Raw genomic sequence first — 17,884 nt, forward strand, 5'->3', positions numbered from 1 at the left:
CCGCGCCGGGCCGCCGCGGGAAGCGGCTACGCGCTCTTGCGCTCGGCGAGGACGACCAGGCCGGCGATCACCGCGAAGAGGAGGATCGGGGCCACCACGAAGAGGCTCAGGGTCTCGAAGATGCTCAGGCCGGTGCCCGGATCGTCGCCGTCGTCCCGCTGCAGGGCCTGCGCCGCGGGGGACGCCAGCAGCGAGACCAGCACCGTGCCGCCGGCGACGCCGGTCGCGCGCACCGCGCGGCGCCCGCGGCGTGCCTCGTTCTTCTCAAGGTTCTTCTGGCGCTTCTCACTGATGTCGACCACACCCACACCCTAACCAACGCCCCGGGCGGAGCCGCGACCAGGACCGGGCGAGGCCGCGAGGTCCTCGCGCAGCATCCGCATCAGGGCCGCCATCCGCGGGGACGCGGCCAGCTGCTCCAGGGTCAGCGGGACGCCCGCCGGATCGGCGATCGGCAGCCGCGCCTCGGCCGGCGCGCGCCGGGGGCCCGGCACGTTCCGCCGCCGGCGGTCGCCCACCCCGTCCGGCAGCCAGACCCCGATCAGCCGGGCCGGGGTGCGCACCAGGAACCGGTAGGCGGCGGCGATCCGCCGTTCCTCGTCCGCGCCCGGCGGCAGCAGGCCGAGCCGGGCGAACAACTGGAGCCACTCCGCGCGCTCCGCCGCCGTGGGCGGCGGGTCGTGCCGGGCCGCCGTGGCCAGGCAGTCGACGCGCCACGCCGCGGGCGCCAGCGGCGGCGGGGCGGGGGCGCGGGGCGGGCCGCCGTGGTCGCGTTCGGACCAGAGCACCGAGCTGCCCAGGATCCCGCGCCGCCGCAGGTCCTCGCGGATCCCGGGATCGACCGTGCCGTGCTCCTCGCCCACCACCACGGCCCCGGCCCGCTGCGCCTCCAGGGACAGCACGCCGAACATGGCGTCGGCGTCGAAGGAGACGTAGGTGCCCGCGGCGGGCTCCGCCCCCCGCGGGATCCACCACAGCCGGTACTGCCCCGTCACATGGTCGACCCGCAGCGCGCCCGCGTTGCGCAGCAGGCAGCCGAGCAACTCGCGGTACGGCGCGTACCCGGCGCGGGCCAGCGCGTCGGGACGCCACGGCGGCATCCCCCAGTCCTGGCCCTCGGGGTGGTCCGCGTCCGGCGGCGCGCCCACCGACATGGCGGGCGCCAGCACCGCCTGCTGCGCCCAGGCGTCGGAGCCGTGCGGGTGCACGCCGACCGCGAGGCCGTGCATCAGGCCGACGGTCATCCCCGACGCCTGCGCGACCCGGCGGGCGCGGGCCAGCTGGGTGTCGGCGAGCCAGGCCAGCCAGCTGTGGAAGTCGATGCGCTCCAGATGCTCGGCCCGGGCCCTGGCGGTGCGCGACGAACGCGGGTCGCGGAGCCCGACCGGCCAGGAGCGCCAGTCGGGGCCGTGTAACTCGGCCAGGGCGTGCCAGGTGGCGTGGTCCTCCAGGGCCTGGCCCTGGGCGGCGAGGAAGGCGTGGTAGGACGCGGCCCGGCCGGGTCCCAGCGGGACGGTCCTGACGATCTCCAGCGCCCGCCGCTTCAGGTCCCAGACCGCGTCCCGGTCGATCGGCGCGCGCTTCTCCAGCACCGCCTCGCGCAGCGCGGCGGCCCGCGTGAGCAGCGGCTCCAGGCGTCGCCGGTCCGTCGCGTCCAGGTACGCGTACTCGGGTATGTCCTCGATCCGCAGGTGCACCGGGTCGGCGAAGCGCCGGCTGCCCGGGCGGCACGGGGTGGCGGCGTCGGCGATGTCGGGCACGGCCGCGTGCAGGGGGTCGAGCTGGACGAACGAGGCGCCGAGCGAGTGCCCGGCCCAGCTGGTGAGCTCCGCGAGGTCGACCAGGTCGCCCATGCCCCAGGAGCGGGTGGAGAGCACCGAGTCCAGCCGCACCAGCAGGCCGAGCCCGCGGCGTTCGGGGACCGGGAGCCGCTCCGGCGGAACGATCAGCAGCGCCCGGGCGGAGCGGCCGTCCGGCGCGGTCGCGCGCAGCGTGTGGTAGCCCGGGGGCAACGGCTCGGCGCCCCAGGACAGCTCGCGCCCGTCCTCCGTGGTGACGCCGACCTCGCTGCCGACCGGCAGGCCCGGCAGCTCCGGCAGCTCCGGCAGTTCGGGCGGCCCCGGGTCCGTGGCCCCGGACGCGCGCGGCCCGCCGCCGCGGGATAACGCGACGACGGGCGGCAGCAGCTCGGCCGGCTCGGCGGACGGCGGGGCCGCGGGGTCCACGCCGAGGGCGTGCAGCACGGCGCGCAGCGTGGACTCGGGCACGGCGGCCCTGATCCCGGGGCCGGGTTCGTGGTGGGTGGCGACGCCGTGCGCGGCGGCAAGCCGTGCCAGGTGCTCCATCAGGGTCTGGCGGCCTCCGCGCCTCCCCCGGCCCCGTACAGAGCCGGAGGCCCGGGCGGCACCCACATGTCCTCGTCGTCCGCGCAGCAGTGGCAGGTCACGGTGGACTCCGCGGTCAGGGCCGGCTCGCCGCCGAGCGGCGGCTCACTGGTGAGGGGAGCCGCGTCGGCCAGCGGCGGCTCGCTGGTCAGCGGCACCCGCTCGGAGGAGGCGGGCAGCGAGATCAGCGGGGGAGCTTCGAGCCTGGTGGCTGCGGCCACGGAAGTTCACTCCGATCGCGGAGGGGCGGTGCGGGCTGCGGTCGTCCCTACCCAGTCAACGCCACCCCATCCGGGATTGCCACGGACAGCGGCCGGAAATTATGGGTTCCCGCGAGAAAAGTGGCCGAGCTCACCCCCGATTCCGCGCAAAAGCTGCCGCCCGTGACCCTCCTGCTGACATTTCTTACACGCGCCGCCATTGGCGTGACGGCCCGCCCACCCCGGTCAGGCGCTGCGCCCCTCGATCCGGGCCAGCGCGTCGTCCGCGCCATAGGGCCTGAGGTACGGCAGCCACCGCGGATCGCGGTGGCCGGTGCCGATGATCCGCCAGGCCAGCCCGGAGGGCGGGCCCGGCTGGTGTCGGAGTCTCCAGCCGAGCTCGGCGACGTGCCGGTCGGCCTTGATGTGGTTACAGCTGCGGCAGGCGGCGACCACGTTGTCCCAGGCGTGCTCGCCGCCGCGGCTGCGCGGGATCACGTGGTCCACGCTGGTGGCCACGCCGCCGCAGTAGGCGCAGCGGCCGCCGTCCCGGGCGAAGAGCGCTCGACGGGTGAGCGGCACGGCGCTGCGGTACGGTACCCGGACGAAGCGCTTGAGCCGCACGACGCTCGGGGTGGGTATGACGTGGGTGGCGCTACGCATCAGGGCGCCCGAGTTCTCCAGGCTGACGGCCTTGTCGTTCAGCAACAGGATGAGTGCGCGGCGGACCGGCACGACACCGAGTGGTTCGTACGACGCGTTGAGGACCAAGACGTGTGGCACTACGAACGCCCTCCGTTTCCGTCGGCGGCACGTGGCTCGCGCCGGGACGATCTCCCACAGTGTGTCCCGGGTCGGGCCGTCAGCGCCACCACGATCGCGAAATGCGCCGATTGTGTCGTTCACCACATCCTTCTCATCCTCCCCACGGGCCCCACGCGCCGGCCACTTACGGTGGACCCGCACCCGGCGGAACCGGGAGCGCGGACCGACGGCGCGAACGACCGCATGAGCCGAAGAGGCCGACGCGAAGAGCCGACCCGAAGAGCCGACCTGAAGAGGACTGATGGGAGACAACTGGGAGGCGTGGCTCGCGGCGGGTCTGCGCATCCTCCTGATCCTGGTGATCGCCTTCACCGTGCGCTTCCTGCTGCGGCGCGCGATCACCCGGCTGCTCCGCCGGCTCAACCGCCAGGACCGGCAGCGCGGCGGCCTGTTGCTGGCGAACTCCGAGCGCCGCCGGCAGCGCTCGGAGACCATCGGCTCGGTGCTGCGCAGCGCCGGCTCGGTGCTGGTGCTCGGCACGGCGGCGCTGATGGTGCTCTCCCAGCTCGGCATAGAGCTGGGCCCGTTGGTGGCCAGCGCCGGCATCATCGGCGTGGCGATCGGCTTCGGCGCTCGTAACCTCGTCACCGACGTGCTCAGCGGCATGTTCATGCTGCTGGAGGACCAGTACGGCGTCGGCGACCGCATCGACGTGGGCGAGGCCACCGGCACGGTGCTGGAGATCGGGATGCGGGTCACCACGCTGCGCGGCGACGGCGGCGAGATGTGGTACGTGCGCAACGGCGAGATCAAGCGGGTCGGGAACCTCAGCCAGGGCTGGTCCACGGCGTCGCTCGACGTCCAGGTCAGCGCGGACGCCGATCTGGACCGGGTGCGCAAGGTGATCGCGGACGCCGGCGAGGAGCTCTCCCACGTGTCCCCGTTCGACGAACTGCTGTGGGAGCCGGTCGAAGTGCTCGGCCTGGACTCCGTCTCGATGGAGACGATGGTGATCAAGGTCGTCGCCAAGACCCAGCCGGGCAAGGCCCTTCAGGTGGAGCGCGAGCTGCGCTGGCGCGTCAAGCGGGCGCTGGACGCGGCCGGCATCGAGCAGGTGGACGAGCCGGGCCTGACCCTGCGCAAGCTGACCGGGGAGTCGGCGCCGGAGTGAGGACGCCGCGCGCGTGTCACCATGAGGCCATGTCGCACCCGAGTGCCGACCTGGTGGAGTCGGGCGTCGAGCCCTGCTGTCCGCCGTTGACCGAGCGGCCGTTGACCGCCCCCGAGGCGGAGCGCACCGCGGCGATGTTCAAGGCGCTGGGCGATCCGGTGCGGCTGCGGCTGTTCTCGCTGATCGCCTCGCACGAGGGCGGCGAGGCGTGCGTCTGCGACATCTCCGACGTCGGGGTGTCCCAGCCGACCGTCAGCCACCACCTGAAGAAGCTGCGCGAGGCCGGGCTGCTGACCTCGCAACGGCGGGGCACCTGGGTCTACTACCGGGTCGCGCCCACGGTGCTGGCCGCCATGGGGGCGCTGCTCACCGCCCGCTGACCCGGCCGTTCACGTTCAGGGACAGGGCCGTCGGCGGTCGAGCACGGCCGTGGTGTGCGCGGACTCGGCCAGCTCCGCGAAGTGGCCGGCCAGACAGGCCAGGCCCTCCGGCCTGAGCCGGTAGTAGGTGAAACGGCCGCACGCCTCGGTGTCCACCACGCCCGCCTCGCGCAGCACGCGGAGGTGGTTGGAGAGGTTGGTCTGCCGCGCGCCGGTCTCGGCGACGAGATGCGACGTGCAGAGCGTCTCGCCGGCCAGCAGGGTGACGATCCGCAGTCGGAGCGGATCGGCCAGGACCTTCATCAATCCAGTACTGGCTGTCGTCAACATGGGCGGATCGTGTCACGCCCGGGCGAACCCCACCAGCGATCCGGACGATCCGTGATCCAAGAGTCACCGAACGCATATGTGCCAACGCCCGTTGACGTTGACCTCCGGCGGGGCTACGGTGACAACGAGCGTTGACAACAGTCGTTGGCAATCGACGTTGGCACAGCTCGTTGGCGTCGCTGGTTTCAGGAAGGGTCGTCGTCATGGCCGCAGCAGGCTCCGCCCCACCCCAGGGCCCGTCCCCCGCCCTCTCCCCCTCCGCAGAGCCGGACGGCCGGCGCTGGCTGGCGCTGTTCTTCATCTGCCTGGCGCAGCTGATGGTCGTGCTCGACGTGACCATCGTGAACATCGCGCTGCCCTCGGCCCAGCGGGACCTCGGCTTCTCCGACGGCGACCGCCAGTGGGTGGTCACCGCCTACACGCTGGCCTTCGGCAGCCTGCTGCTGCTCGGCGGCCGGATCGCCGACTACACCGGGCGCCGGCGGGCCTTCGCCATCGGCGCCGTCGGTTTCGCCGGCGCCTCCGCGCTGGGCGGCGCCGCGGGCAGCTTCGAACTGCTGCTCGCCGCCCGCGCCCTGCAGGGCGTCTTCGGGGCGCTGCTGGCCCCGGCCGCGCTGTCGCTGATCAGCACGAGCTTCACCGAGACCCGGGAGCGGGCCAGGGCGTTCGGCTTCTTCGGCGGCATCTCGGCCGGCGGCGGTGCGATCGGCCTGCTGCTCGGCGGCTGGTTGACCGACGCCTTCGACTGGCGCTGGTGCATGTACGTCAACGTGCTGATCGCCGTCGCCGCGCTGGCCGGCACCGGGCTGATGCGGGAGTCGCGCCCCGCCGAGCGGCCCCGGCTCGACATCCCGGGCGCGCTGCTGGTCACCGTCGGCCTGGTGGCCGTGGTCTACGGGCTGAGCGAGGCGGAGTCGGAGGGCTGGACCTCGGGCACGGTGCTGACGCCACTGCTCGCCGGCGTCCTGCTGCTGGTCGTCTTCCTGCTGGTGGAGCGGCGCTCGGCGCACCCGCTGCTGCCGCTGCGGGTGATCCTGGACCGCACCCGCGGCAGCGCGTACCTGGCGGTGGGCTTCGCCCTCGTCGGCATGCTCGGCACGCTGTTCTTCCTCACCTACCACGTGCAGCTGATCATGGGGTACTCGCCGGTCAAGGCCGGTCTGGCGTTCCTGCCGCTGACCCTCGCGGTCGGCGTCTCGGCCGGCGGGATCGCCACCCGCCTGCTGCCGCGGGTGGCGCCGCGGGCGCTGATGGTGCCGGGCCTGCTGATCGTCGCCGGCGGGCTCGGCTGGCTGAGCACGTTGCGGCCCGACACCTCCTACGCGGCGGGCCCGTTGACCGGAATGCTGATCATCGGCACCGGCATGGGGCTGACCATGGCCCCGGCCATGAACTACGCCACCCACGGCGTGCTCCCGGCGGACGCCGGCGTCGCCTCCGGCACCGTCAACACCGCCCAGCAGGTCGGCGGGTCGATCGCCACCGCGCTGCTCAACACCCTGGCCACCAACGCCACGGAGGACCACCTGGCCGCGCTCGGCCCGCGCGCCGCCGGCGATCCGACGCTGGTCGACGAGGGGCTGGTCGAGGGCTACACCACGGCGTTCGCCTGGGCCTCCGGCATCCTGGTCGCCGCCGCGCTGATCGTGGGCGTGCTGATGAACACCCCGCGCCCGCGGCGCCGGCCCGACGCGGAGCGCCTCGCCGGCGAGGGCGACGGACGGGACGAGCGCGGTCCGTCCCTTCCGGCGCACCTCGGCTGACCGGGACGGGACCCCGCGTCGGCTCGCCGCCCGGCTTCCGGCGGCTCCCGAACGCCCAGGTGGCGGTGCGTGGTCGGCGACGCCGACGCCGGCCACGAGCGTGATACGAGCGGTGTCCAAGCGGAGCCCGCCACCATTCGGCGGGTGGGCCGGGAGTCGGAAGCCGGCGCCGGACCGGAGAGACGCCGTGAGGGAGACGAGGTGCCCGTCGCATGACTGACACGGAGACGGCCGCGAACCGTTCGAGCGGGGAGCGCGCGGAGGGTGCCCCGGAGGCGCCGCGCCTGCCGGAGTTCGACAACCCGCCGGACAGCCCCTGGGAGCTGATGCGCGGCTGGATACAGGGTGCGGTCCAGTACGGCGTGGCCGACCCGTTCGCCGCGGTGCTCGCGACGGCGGACGCCAACGGGCGGCCGTCCACCCGGGTGCTGCACCTCGCCGAGCCGGACAGCCGCGGCCTGGTCTTCGGCGGCGACGGCGAGAGCCGGAAGGGCAGGGACCTGGCCGCCCGCCCCTACGCCTCGGCGACGTTCTTCTGGTTCGAGACGTTCCAGCAGCTCACGGTCGCCGGCGTGGTCGAGCGCCTCGCCCCCGAGGAGTCCGACAGGCTCTTCGCGAAGGGCGGCCGGAACATCGAACTGGCGGTGTCCGCCGTCTCCCGGCAGAGCGAGCCGCTGCCCGACGAGGCGGCGTTCCGCGCCGCGGCCCGGGAGGTCGCCGAGGCGGCGGGCGACGGCACGGTGCGGCGGGCCGACCGGTGGACCGGCTGGCGGCTGGTGCCCGAGACCATCGAGTTCTGGCAGGGCAGCCCCGACCGCCTCCACCGCCGCCTCCGCTACGAACGCGGCCCCTCTCCCCGCTGGAACTGGACTCACCAACGCCTGCAGCCCTGACGTGGCCCTTCCCGGGCGCGGGCCCCGGACCGTCGGCCCATCGGCCGCGAAGGCCCCCGCGGCCCGGGGCGCCGGAGGTGGCAGGCTCCGTGCTCCCGAGTCCGAGAAACGCCGGGACGAAGCGCCGCTCGGCGCCAGGCCCTGTCCGGTGGAGCTTCGCGCCCCCCGACACCAGCGGATGGGGGGCATCCACCAGGCCCTGAGGGCCTGGCTCAGCCTGGAAGGCTGGGAGGTGCCCCGTGCCCCCATCGACCCACCGGGCAGGACCCAACGGCCGAGGCACAGGCCGGGAGACGCCGCGCCCGGGGCGGCCCTCCTGTCCTCGGACGGGCAGGAACCCGGGGCCGCTCGGGTCCGGCTCGGCCCGGGTCCCGGCGCGCGGGCCGCCGAGGGCCGTAACGCGCGTGGGCGAGGCCGGGCGCGCGCCTACTTCCCGCCCCCCATGGGGCGGGTGAGGTGCTGCTGCATGCTGGCGCCGATCGCGTCGACCAGTTGCTCGAAGTCCATGGACGCGACGGGCTCGATGCGCAGCACGTACCGCAGCAGGGCGACGCCGATGCCCTGGGTCAGCACCAACCCGACCCGGACGTCGAGGTCCGGGTCGTCGGGGAAGGCGCGGCCCAGCGCCGGGCGCAGCTGCTCCTCGTAGATGGTCTGGATGGCCCGGGCCGCCTCGGGGTGGGTGGGGGCCGCCCGCAGCACCGCCGCCTCCGGCTGGTTCTCGCCGCGCTCCCAGCGCCCGAGCATGGCGCGGGCCAGCCGCGCGCCGACCTCCGCTCGCGGCACCTGGGAGAGGTCGGCCAGATCGCTGGTCACCTGCACGATCGCGGCGAAGAGATCCGCCTTGCTGCCGTAGTACCGCATCACCATGGCGGGGTCCACGCCCGCGTCGGTCGCGATGGCGCGGATCGTGGTGCGCTCGTATCCGTCGGCCGCGAAGCGGGACCTCGCCGCCTCCAGGATCGCCCGCCTGGCGGGCGCGGAGCGCGGCCCGAAGCGACGCCGGGGTGCCCAGGCCACGTCGTCCACCCGCACCTCGTCGCCGCTCATCGTGCCTCCGTGCCACCCGCGCCGCAGCCGTTGCCCTGGTTGACCCACGCCCAGAGGCCAACTCGTGTTGACACTAAGTCGCCCGGGGCCGGCTGTCCACACCCGTCGAACCAGTGAGCACAATGACCGCCATGAGCACCCTCATCCGCCCTTACCGACCGGCCGACCTCGACGACCTCCACGACATCTGTATACGGACCGGCCTGGTGGGCCGCGACGCCACCGGGCACCTCAGGGACCCGGACATCCTGCCCGTGCTCTTCGCGGCGCCCTACGCGGAGTTCGATCCCGGCCTGGTCTTCGTCGCCGACAACGGCAGACGCGTCATCGGTTACGTCGTCTGCGCCGCCGACTCCGCCGCCCACTACGCCGAGTTGCGCGCCCGTTGGCTGCCCCGCTACGCCGAGCGCTTCCCCGCCCCCGCCGGACCGCCCGCGGACCTGGACGAGGTCTTCGCCGACCTGCTGCACCACGCCGAGCGGATGCTGGTCCCGGAGATCGCCGACGACTACCCCGCCCACCTGCACATCGACCTGCTGCCCGAGGGCCAGCGGCAGGGCCTGGGCCGCCGCCTGATGCACACCCTCTTCGACGCCCTGCGCGAGCGCGGGGTGCCCGGCGTGCACCTCAACATGAGCCGCGAGAACACCGACGCCGCCGCCTTCTACGACCGCATCGGCTTCACCGAACTCCCCCTGACCGAGGACCGGGACGACTCCATCGCCTGTCTCGGCTACCGGCTGGACTGACGCACCGTCGCGCACCCGCGAAAATCCGTACGACCCAGCGGAAAACACGGAACCGCCCGCGAATCCGGCGCGTGTCCACTAGGAAGGGACAAGCGCCGCGCCGCCGGCCGCCGGAACCCGGTCTTGACAAGATCCCGGAAAGGGCTGTGTCGTTGCCGCACCGAGCGGTCATACTGCTGGCCGTGGCTCGTGCCGTCGCCCGTCGTGGCGGGGTGGGGCGACCGGATTCGTAAGGGGGAGGGCCCGGACCGTGACGCATCTGCCGACCGCACCGCCCGCGCGACCGCCGGCTGCGACGGCACCGCCCCACCCGCACGCGCCGCCCGGTTCGGCTCCGGGTCCCGAACCGCCCAGGCGCTCCGCGTTCGCCGACGGCAGGGCGCGGCTCCGCGCCGCCGCCCGCACCGAGCCGGGCAGGCTCCGCATCATCGGGGCCGTCGTGGCCGGTCTGCTGGTGCTGTTCGGCGCGGTCACCGCGTGGCAGGTGTCCGCCCGTTCGGCGGCCGCCGACACCGTGGTCGAGTCCAGCCAGCCGCTGAGCGCGGACGCCGCGGAGATCTACCGCAGCCTGGCCGACGCCAACACCATGGCCGCCACCGGCTTCCTCGCCGGCGCCGACGAGGACCCGGTGGTCCGGGACCGGTACGAGGAGGACGTCGAACGCGCGGGACGGCTGCTCGCCGAGGCGGCCGCGCACGGCTCCGGCACCGGCAGCTCCCAGGAGCTCATCGAGCGCCTCAGCCAGGAGCTTCCGGTCTACACGGGTCTGGTCGAGACGGCCCGGGCGAACAACCGCCAGGGCTTCCCGCTGGGCGGCGCCTACCTGCGCTACGCGGACGAGCGGATGCAGGAGATGCTGCCGCTGGCCGAGGACCTGTACGAACTGGAGACCGCGCGGCTGCGGGACGACTTCGCCGAGGCCACCGCCTGGCCGTGGCTGGCGCTCGGCACCGGCGTGGCGGCGCTGCTCGTGCTCGGCTGGGCCCAGCGGCGCGGCTACCGCCGCACCAACCGGGTGTTCAACCCCGGCCTGCTCGGCGCCAGCGCCGCGACCCTGGTGCTGCTGGTGTGGCTGGCGGGGTCGCAGACACTGGCCCGCGGCCACCTGTCCGACGCGGACGCCGGCGCCGCCGAGTCGCTCGGCGCGATCAACGCGGCGTGGACGGAGTCGCTGAAGGCCCGCGGCTTCGAGAACCTGTGGCTGGTGGCGCGCGGCGCGGGCGACGAGTTCGAGCAGGACTACCAGGAACACATGACCAGGGTCGCCGGCGACGGCGAGGACGGCGGCCCGAACCTGCTGGAGCAGGCCGCCGACCTGGCCGACGACGCGGAGGGCAGGCAGCCCGTCAGGGACGCGCTCGACGCGACGGCGGACTGGCGGGAGCGGCATGAGAGCGCGCTGGGCCAGGAGACGTCCGGCGAGTACGACGCGGCGTTGGAGCTGGTCATCGGCGCGGAGGGCTCGACGGGCGAGGCGTTCGACGCGGTGGACGAGTCGTTGCGGCAGGCCGTGGAGCACGAGCAGGCGGAGTTCGACCAGGCGGCGGAGAGCGGGCGCGGCGCGCTGACCGGCCTGGTCGTCGGTGCCGCGGCGCTCGCCGTGCTGGGCGCGGTGGGAGCGTTGCAGGGCATCGGCCGCCGGCTGTCGGAGTACCGGTGAGGCCGGTGCGCGGGGCGAGGGAGGGCGAGCCAGTGACCATGGAGGGGCAGGTCGAGAGGGAGGCCGAGCGGAGGGCCGGCCGGGCCGCGGGGTCCGGATCGCGGCGGTACGGCTCGCCGAACGCGCGCGCCCTGGCCATCGCCGTCAGCGGGCTGGTGTTGGCCGGCACGATGGTCGTGGCGTCGCTGCCGCCGTCCGACCCGGGCGCCGCGGAGGATTCCGTCGACGCCGCCGGCGGCGATCTCACCCGCCGGATGCTGCTCGACCAGGTCGACGACGCCCCGGGCGAGATCGGCGCGGTGGCCGAGCCCGAGGTCTGCGACGACGGCCGGAACCCCGCGGAGAGCTACGCGCCCGACGGCATCGACGGCGAGGCGGTGCAGCGCATCCAGGACGCCGACCAGCTGGTGGTGGGCGTGGACCAGAACAGCTACCGCTGGGGCTACCGGGAGCCGGACACCGGCGACATCGTGGGCTTCGACATCGACCTGGTGCGGGCGATCGGCGAGGACCTGCTCGGCCCGAACCCGGACATCGTCTTCAAGGCCATCCCGACCGCCCAGCGGATCCCGGCGATCCAGTCGGGCGACGTGGACATGGTGGTGCGGTCGATGTCCATCACCTGCGACCGGTGGGACGACGTCGCCTTCTCCGCCGCCTACTTCGAGACCGGGCAGCAGCTGCTGGCCCCCGTCAACTCCGGGATCGACGGCGTCAACGAGTCGCTCAACGGCACCACCGTGTGCAGCGGCGAGGACACCACCGCCGAGACGGAGCTGCGGGCCAGGACGCAGGCGCTGGACGTGGAGCTGATCACCCGCGGCAACCATCTGGACTGCCTGGTGGCGATCCAGCTCGGCCAGGCCGACGCGCTGATGACCGACAGCGCACTGGCCGCCGGACACGCCGCCCAGGACCCGACGGTGCACCTGGTGGGAGAGCCGATCACGGTCGAGTCCTACGGTGTCGCCATGAACCTGGAGGACGTTGACCTGGTGCGCCGGGTCAACGAGGTGCTGCAGGACTACACGACCGGCGGCGCGTGGGCCGAGTCGTACGCGGACTGGCTCGCCGCCTACCTGCCGGAGGGGCAGTCGACGGCGCCGGAGCCGCTGTACCTGGACTGATGTCCACGCGAAGAGGGAAGCAACTGTGGTGGCCGGCTTGAGCGGCCAGAGGGGAGAGCGATGGCCCCGGATTCCGGCGGCACGGTGTTGAGCCGGGAGGAGGTGGACCGCGCACTGGTGCGGCTCGGCGCCGAACACGAGGCGATCGAGTCCTCCCTGCTCGCCCTGCAGGACCACGCGGGCCGTCGACTGCTGGAGGGCGCCGAGCTCACGGGCCTCACCAGGGACCGTTGGGCGCGGGCCGAGCGGACCGTGACCCTGCTGTGGTCGTACTTCGACACCTGCACCGAGGCCATCACCACCGCGCGGGAGCTCCGGTCCCGCCGGCGTTCCCCGAACCGCGAGGACCTGGTCCGGCTCAGCGAACTGCTGGACGGCGAGAACCTGCTGGTCTCCGGTGGCGACCGGCTGGCCGAGCGGTTCGGCTGGCCCGAGCTCGTGGAACGGATGAACACCGGCTACGCCCAGGTGCTCGACGTGGTGGTCGCCGCCGACGCGGTGTGGTCCGCGCTGCCGGCCCGGATAGACCTGCTCGCCGCCGAGCTGCACCGGCTCAGCGAGCTCGCCCACTCCGTCGGGGTGCGCCCCGGCGCCCACCCCGCGGGGGACGAGCTGCGGCGCGTCACCGAGGAGCTCACCTCGCTGCGCGCGGAGGTGATCGCCGACCCGCTGGCGTTCTGGCGCCCGGCCGGCGGCAGCAGCGCCCCCGGCGGCGGGCGCCCGGACACCACCAGGTACGACCAGTCGGCCCGCGCGCTCGACGACATCAGGCGCGAGGTGGACGCGGTGATCGGGGTGCGGAAGGACGCGGAGGAGCGGCTGGCCCGGCTGCGCGACGTGCTCTCGCGCGCCGACCGCACGCTCGCCGAGGCCCGCACGGCGCGCGGCGAGGTGCTGGCGAAGATCGCCGCCTCCGAGGTGCCGGCGGTCAACGGCCCGCCCACCGCCCTGCACGAACAGCTCTCGGCGGCGGCGGAGTTCCGCAGGAGGGCCCAGTGGCACCGGCTCTCGCCGCTGCTGGAGTCGCTGGAGCAGCGCGCCGAGGAGGAGCTGGAACGCGCCCGCGACTCGCTGTCCGCGGTCACCGCGCCGCTGGCGGTGCGGGCGGAGCTGCGCGGCCGGCTCGACGCGTACAAGGCGAAGGCGGCCCGGCTCGGCAGGGCCGAGGAACCGCTGCTGGTGGAGCGCTACGACGTGGCCCGGCGGATGCTGTGGACCGCCCCGTGCGATCTCCGGGCCGCGGAGCACGCGGTCCGCCGCTACCAGGACGCCACGCTGGAGGTCCTGAGCCCTCAGCCCCCTACCCCTTCGGAGGGTGCGCCGTGAGCGACCAGACGAACCTGCGGACCCGACCCTGCCAGCGGCCTGGATGCGAGGGGTCCTACGAGGACGTCGGCGGCGGGGAGCTGTACTGCGACACCTGCGGCATGGCGCCGGTGGTCTCGCCGGGCGGCATGATCGGCTCCGCGCCCACCGGCGTGACCGGCGCCGCCGCCGGCTCCGGCAGCTCGGGCAGCGGCCGGAGCAGCGGGAGCGGCTCCGGCTCCACGCCCAGTTCGTCGCGCTCCTCCCAGTCGTCCCAGTCCTCGCGGTCCTCGCGGTCCTCCCGGTCGCAGTTCTCCCGCCGCTCGGTTTCGGGCCGGCTGTCCCGCTCCGTCTCCGGGCAGCTCACCTCGCGTTCGGTCTCGGTGCGCAGCTCGCGCTCCTCCACCGGCGCCGGCGGGCGCTCCCGGCTCGGCGTGGGCGTCGTCGCGGTGCCCGAGGTGCCGCGCCCGGATCCGCGGGAGGCGGTGCTGGAGCAGGCCGAGGTGCCGGAGCGCAAGCGGTTCTGCGGGAACAGCGACTGCGGCGCGCCCGTGGGCCGGGCCCGCGGCGGCCGGCCAGGACGGACCGAGGGCTTCTGCACCAAGTGCGGCCACCCGTACTCGTTCGTCCCGAAGCTGAGCCCGGGCGACGCGGTGCACCACGGCCAGTACGAGATCGCCGGCTGCCTGGCGCACGGCGGCCTCGGCTGGATCTACCTGGCCAAGGACCTGAGGGTGTCGAACCGGTGGGTGGTGCTCAAGGGCCTGCTCGACACCGGCGACGAGGACGCGCGGGCCGCGGCCATCTCGGAGCGGCAGTTCCTCGCCGAGATCCAGCACCCCAGCATCGTGCGCATCTACAACTTCGTCGAGCACCTCGACCAGCGCACCGGCAGCCTCGACGGCTACATCGTCATGGAGTACGTGGGCGGCAAGTCGCTGAAGGAGATCGCCAACTCCCGGCGCACCCCGGAGGGTCGCCGGGACCCGCTGCCGGTCGCCCAGGCCTGCGCGTACGGCATCGAGGCGCTGGACGCGCTCGGCTACCTGCACGGCCGCAACCTGCTGTACTGCGACTTCAAGGTGGACAACGCGATCCAGCAGGACGACCAGCTGAAGCTGATCGACATGGGCGCGGTGCGGCGGGCGGACGACGAGGAGAGCGCCATATACGGCACCATCGGCTACCAGGCGCCCGAGGTCGCCGAGACCGGCCCGACGGTGCCCTCCGACCTGTACACGGTGGCCCGCACCCTGGCCGTGCTGACCTTCGACTTCCAGGGCTACACCTCGGTCTACGCGGACGGCCTGCCGGAGCCGGACAGCGTCGAGGTCTTCCAACGCTACGAGTCGTTCTACCGCTTCCTGGTGCGGGCCACCGACCCCGACCCGCAGCGCAGGTTCGCCTCCGCGCAGGAGATGGCCGAGCAGCTGACCGGGGTGCTGCGCGAGGTGGTGGCGATCGACACCGGGCAGCCGCAGCCCGCGATGTCCCAGCTGTTCGGACCCGAGCTGCGGGTGGTGGACACCGAGCTGGTGCCGGCCCGCCGGCAGGGCGAGGAGTCCGCGCTCGGCGGGCGGAACGACCGCCGCCGGATCGCCGCCGCGACGGCGGTCCCCGCGCCCGGCGGACCGCCGGGGCAGGGGGCGTTGCCGCTGCCCGGCCAGCGCCCGCCGCAGGCCGTTCCCGGACCCGGCGGTCCGCCGGCGCACCCCGCCGCGACGCATCCCGCCGTCCCGCACGGGGGCACCTTCCAGGTCCCCGCGGGCGCCCCGCGGACCGTCCCGCCGGCGGTGCGGGAGACCGCGCTCGCCCTGCCGGTGCCCCGGGTCGACCCCGGCGACCCGAACGCCGGCTTCCTGGCCGGGCTGATGGCGACCTCCTCGGCCGACCTGATCACGGCGCTGCGCTCCGCGCCCACCGACTCGGTCGAGCGCCGGCTCCGGGAGCTCCGCGCCTGGCTGGAGTTGGCCGACGCGTCCGCCGTGGCCTCGGCCCGGCAGGCGCTGGCCGAGCTGGAGGACCAGCACGCCGACGACTGGCGGGTGGTGTGGTACCGCGGGCTGTCCGCGCTGGTGACCGAGGACTGGGAGACGGCCGCGCTGGCGTTCGACGCGGTCTACGACGCGTTCCCCGGCGAGGTGGCGCCGAAGCTGGCGCTCGGCGTCTGCGCCGAGGTGCTGGGTCAGCTGGACAACGCCGCCGACTACTACGAACTGGTGTGGCGCACCGACCCCAGCCACGTCAGCGCCGGCTTCGGCCTCGCCCGGGTCCGGCTGGCGTCCGGGGACCGGCTCCGCGCGGTGGCCGCCCTGGAGTCGGTGCCGGAGACCTCGGCGCACTGCACCGCCGCCCGGGTGGCCGCGGTGCGGGCCCGGCTGCGGCAGCGGTCGCCGCACGAGGACCTGCTGCCCGATCTGCTGGCCGCCGGACGACAGGTTGCCAGTTTGCGTGCGGCAGGCTTGGAACCGTCACTGGGTGAACAGCTGTCCTGTGAAGTGCTGGGTTCCGCGTTGGACTGGGTGCTCGCAGGACGGCAAAATCAGTCGCAACAGCAAATGCATGTGCAACAGCAATTGCTTGGTGTGACGCTGGACGAGACCGGCGTCCGGCTCGGCCTGGAACGCTGCTACCGGCGGCTGGCCAGGCTGGCGCCCAGCAGCACGGAACGGATCGAACTAGTGGAAGCGGCCAACCGCTTCCGCCCTAGGACATGGGTGTGACAATGCCGCAGCTCGACCAAGTCTCCGCCTGCCCCGGCTGCGGTGAGCCGCTGGAGCAGGACGACCGCTACTGCGGCGTCTGCGGGACCGATCTGCAAACGCTTGCCCGTGCGGAGGCCGGCTCCCGGGAGCAGGCCGGGGCGGCCGCGCCGCCCCGCGAGCCGGTGCGCACGCCGACCGAACCCGACTTCACCCTGCCGCCCCCGCAGCCGCAGCCGCAGCTGGCGCCCCATCCGCCCGCCGAGCCGCCGCGGCCGCATCCGCAGCCCGCCCAGCCCGTGCAGCCACCGCCGCAGCGGCCCGCGGGCACCCGGCTGCCCTCCTTCGACCCGCGGAACTCCCCCGCCCCACCCGCTCCCCCGCCGGCACCCGCCCCGGCGGCCGCCGCCGACCCCCGGTCCGCGCCGGCCGCACAGCCCGCCGCACAGGACCCCCGCACCCGGGACGCCAGCCCGCCGGGACGCGACACCCACCCGGTCACCTGCACCGTGTGCGGCACCGGCCGGATCGATCACGACGGCTACTGCGAGGAATGCGGGCGCGCCCAGCCGGGCGAGCGGGACCACGTGGAACGCGCGCTGGGCGGCGTGGCCGCCGTCAGCGACCTCGGCCTGCGCCACCACCGCAACGAGGACGCGTTCGCCGTCTCCGCCACCGCGCTACCCGACGGCTCACCCGCGGTGATCGCCGTGGTCTGCGACGGCGTGTCCTCCTCCAGCCGCCCCGACGACGCGTCCGCCGCCGCCGCAGAGGCGGCCCAGGAGTCGCTGCTGATCGCGCTGCCGCGCGGGGTGTCCGGGCAACAGGCGATGCACGACGCCCTGTTCGCCGCAGCCCACGCGGTCACCGACCTGGCGACCAGCGAGGAGCGGCAGCCCGGACGCAACGCCCCGGCGTGCACCATCGTCAGCGCCGTGACCGCGCAGGGCACCCTCACCGTCGGCTGGATCGGCGACAGCCGGGCCTACTGGGTGCCGGAGGACCGCACCGGCGGCGGCGCCCCGGCCCGGCTCACCGAGGACGACTCCTGGGCCGCGCAGATGGTGGCGGCCGGGCTGCTGAGCGAGGCCGAGGCGATGGCCGACCACCGGGCGCACGCCATCACCGCCTGGCTGGGCGCGGACGCGCAGGAGATCGACCCGCACACCGCCTCGTTCAAGCCGGACCGTCCGGGAGTGGTCATCGTCTGCACGGACGGGCTGTGGAACTACGCGGAGAGCGCCGAGCAGATGGCCCACATCGTGCCGTCGGAGGCGCGCGTGGCGCCGCTGACCTCGGCCCGCAGCCTCGTGCAACACGCGCTCGACTCGGGCGGCCACGACAACGTAACGGTGGCGGTCATCCCGTTCCCGGTGACCACCGACCGGGCAGGAACGGCTTGACC

General features: G+C 74.4%; 16 protein-coding genes. 10 read left to right on the forward strand and 6 right to left on the reverse strand.

What is annotated here, in order from left to right; all coding sequences use genetic code 11:
• Positions 1 to 26: 26 nt before the first annotated feature.
• The 4 genes from ABGB06_RS30480 to ABGB06_RS30495 form a co-directional block, all read right to left on the reverse strand.
• Entirely contained in the window at positions 27 to 302 is a 276-nt protein-coding gene (locus ABGB06_RS30480) for a hypothetical protein (protein ID WP_347595451.1), read from the reverse strand.
• A gap of 9 nt (positions 303 to 311) precedes the next feature.
• Positions 312 to 2,345, reverse strand: a complete 2,034-nt coding sequence (gene malQ, locus ABGB06_RS30485) for a 4-alpha-glucanotransferase (RefSeq protein WP_347595454.1) — start codon at positions 2,343 to 2,345, stop codon at positions 312 to 314.
• Positions 2,345 to 2,572, reverse strand: a complete 228-nt coding sequence (locus tag ABGB06_RS30490) for a hypothetical protein (RefSeq protein ID WP_347595722.1) — start codon at positions 2,570 to 2,572, stop codon at positions 2,345 to 2,347. Before ABGB06_RS30490 ends, malQ begins: the two co-directional genes overlap by 1 nt.
• Positions 2,573 to 2,830: 258 nt before the next feature.
• Positions 2,831 to 3,367 (reverse strand): HNH endonuclease, encoded by a 537-nt coding sequence (locus ABGB06_RS30495; protein ID WP_347595457.1) that lies wholly within the window; start codon positions 3,365 to 3,367, stop codon positions 2,831 to 2,833.
• Between the two features lie 283 nt (positions 3,368 to 3,650).
• Here ABGB06_RS30495 and ABGB06_RS30500 point away from each other — a divergent pair, with 283 nt between their 5' ends.
• On the forward strand, positions 3,651 to 4,520 hold the full coding sequence (locus ABGB06_RS30500; RefSeq protein ID WP_347595460.1) for a mechanosensitive ion channel family protein: 870 nt from the start codon (positions 3,651 to 3,653) through the stop codon (positions 4,518 to 4,520).
• A gap of 29 nt (positions 4,521 to 4,549) precedes the next feature.
• The gene (locus ABGB06_RS30505; RefSeq protein WP_347595463.1) at positions 4,550 to 4,900 is read left to right on the forward strand and encodes a metalloregulator ArsR/SmtB family transcription factor; all 351 of its coding nucleotides are present in this window, start codon (positions 4,550 to 4,552) and stop codon (positions 4,898 to 4,900) included.
• Between the two features lie 15 nt (positions 4,901 to 4,915).
• On the opposite strand, the gene ABGB06_RS30510 is transcribed toward ABGB06_RS30505, so the two are convergent.
• Positions 4,916 to 5,230, reverse strand: coding sequence for a metalloregulator ArsR/SmtB family transcription factor (locus ABGB06_RS30510; protein WP_347595466.1), 315 nt, complete (start codon positions 5,228 to 5,230; stop codon positions 4,916 to 4,918).
• 203 nt (positions 5,231 to 5,433) lie between these two features.
• On the opposite strand from ABGB06_RS30510, the gene ABGB06_RS30515 reads away from it, so the two are divergent.
• The gene (locus tag ABGB06_RS30515) at positions 5,434 to 6,993 is read left to right on the forward strand and encodes an MFS transporter (protein WP_347595469.1); all 1,560 of its coding nucleotides are present in this window, start codon (positions 5,434 to 5,436) and stop codon (positions 6,991 to 6,993) included.
• Positions 6,994 to 7,205: 212 nt separating this feature from the next.
• Entirely contained in the window at positions 7,206 to 7,886 is a 681-nt protein-coding gene (locus tag ABGB06_RS30520) for a pyridoxal 5'-phosphate synthase (protein WP_347595472.1), read from the forward strand.
• Between the two features lie 426 nt (positions 7,887 to 8,312).
• Here the strand turns inward: ABGB06_RS30520 and ABGB06_RS30525 are convergent, their stop codons facing one another.
• On the reverse strand, positions 8,313 to 8,936 hold the full coding sequence (locus ABGB06_RS30525) for a TetR family transcriptional regulator (protein WP_347595475.1): 624 nt from the start codon (positions 8,934 to 8,936) through the stop codon (positions 8,313 to 8,315).
• Positions 8,937 to 9,067: 131 nt separating this feature from the next.
• Between ABGB06_RS30525 and ABGB06_RS30530 the strand changes: the two genes are divergently transcribed.
• From ABGB06_RS30530 to ABGB06_RS30555, 6 genes are all read left to right on the forward strand, one after another.
• The gene (locus ABGB06_RS30530; protein WP_347595478.1) at positions 9,068 to 9,685 is read left to right on the forward strand and encodes a GNAT family N-acetyltransferase; all 618 of its coding nucleotides are present in this window, start codon (positions 9,068 to 9,070) and stop codon (positions 9,683 to 9,685) included.
• Positions 9,686 to 9,935: 250 nt separating this feature from the next.
• A complete protein-coding gene (locus tag ABGB06_RS30535) occupies positions 9,936 to 11,345 on the forward strand; it encodes a hypothetical protein (RefSeq protein WP_347595480.1) in 1,410 nt (469 codons plus the stop codon).
• Between the two features lie 38 nt (positions 11,346 to 11,383).
• Positions 11,384 to 12,472: a glutamate ABC transporter substrate-binding protein gene (locus ABGB06_RS30540; RefSeq protein ID WP_347595725.1), complete on the forward strand. Its 1,089-nt coding sequence runs from the start codon at positions 11,384 to 11,386 to the stop codon at positions 12,470 to 12,472.
• A gap of 60 nt (positions 12,473 to 12,532) precedes the next feature.
• On the forward strand, positions 12,533 to 13,798 hold the full coding sequence (locus tag ABGB06_RS30545) for a hypothetical protein (RefSeq protein WP_347595483.1): 1,266 nt from the start codon (positions 12,533 to 12,535) through the stop codon (positions 13,796 to 13,798).
• Positions 13,795 to 16,500 carry a tetratricopeptide repeat protein gene (locus ABGB06_RS30550; RefSeq protein WP_347595486.1) on the forward strand — a complete coding sequence of 902 codons (2,706 nt, stop codon included), beginning with the start codon at positions 13,795 to 13,797 and terminating at the stop codon, positions 16,498 to 16,500. The genes ABGB06_RS30545 and ABGB06_RS30550 overlap by 4 nt, the downstream gene beginning before the upstream one ends.
• A gap of 2 nt (positions 16,501 to 16,502) precedes the next feature.
• Positions 16,503 to 17,882: a PP2C family serine/threonine-protein phosphatase gene (locus tag ABGB06_RS30555; RefSeq protein ID WP_347595728.1), complete on the forward strand. Its 1,380-nt coding sequence runs from the start codon at positions 16,503 to 16,505 to the stop codon at positions 17,880 to 17,882.
• Positions 17,883 to 17,884: the final 2 nt, after the last annotated feature.

Origin of the sequence: Streptomyces sp. B6B3, from assembly GCF_039871525.1 — a bacterium.
GTDB lineage: Bacteria > Actinomycetota > Actinomycetes > Streptomycetales > Streptomycetaceae > Streptomyces.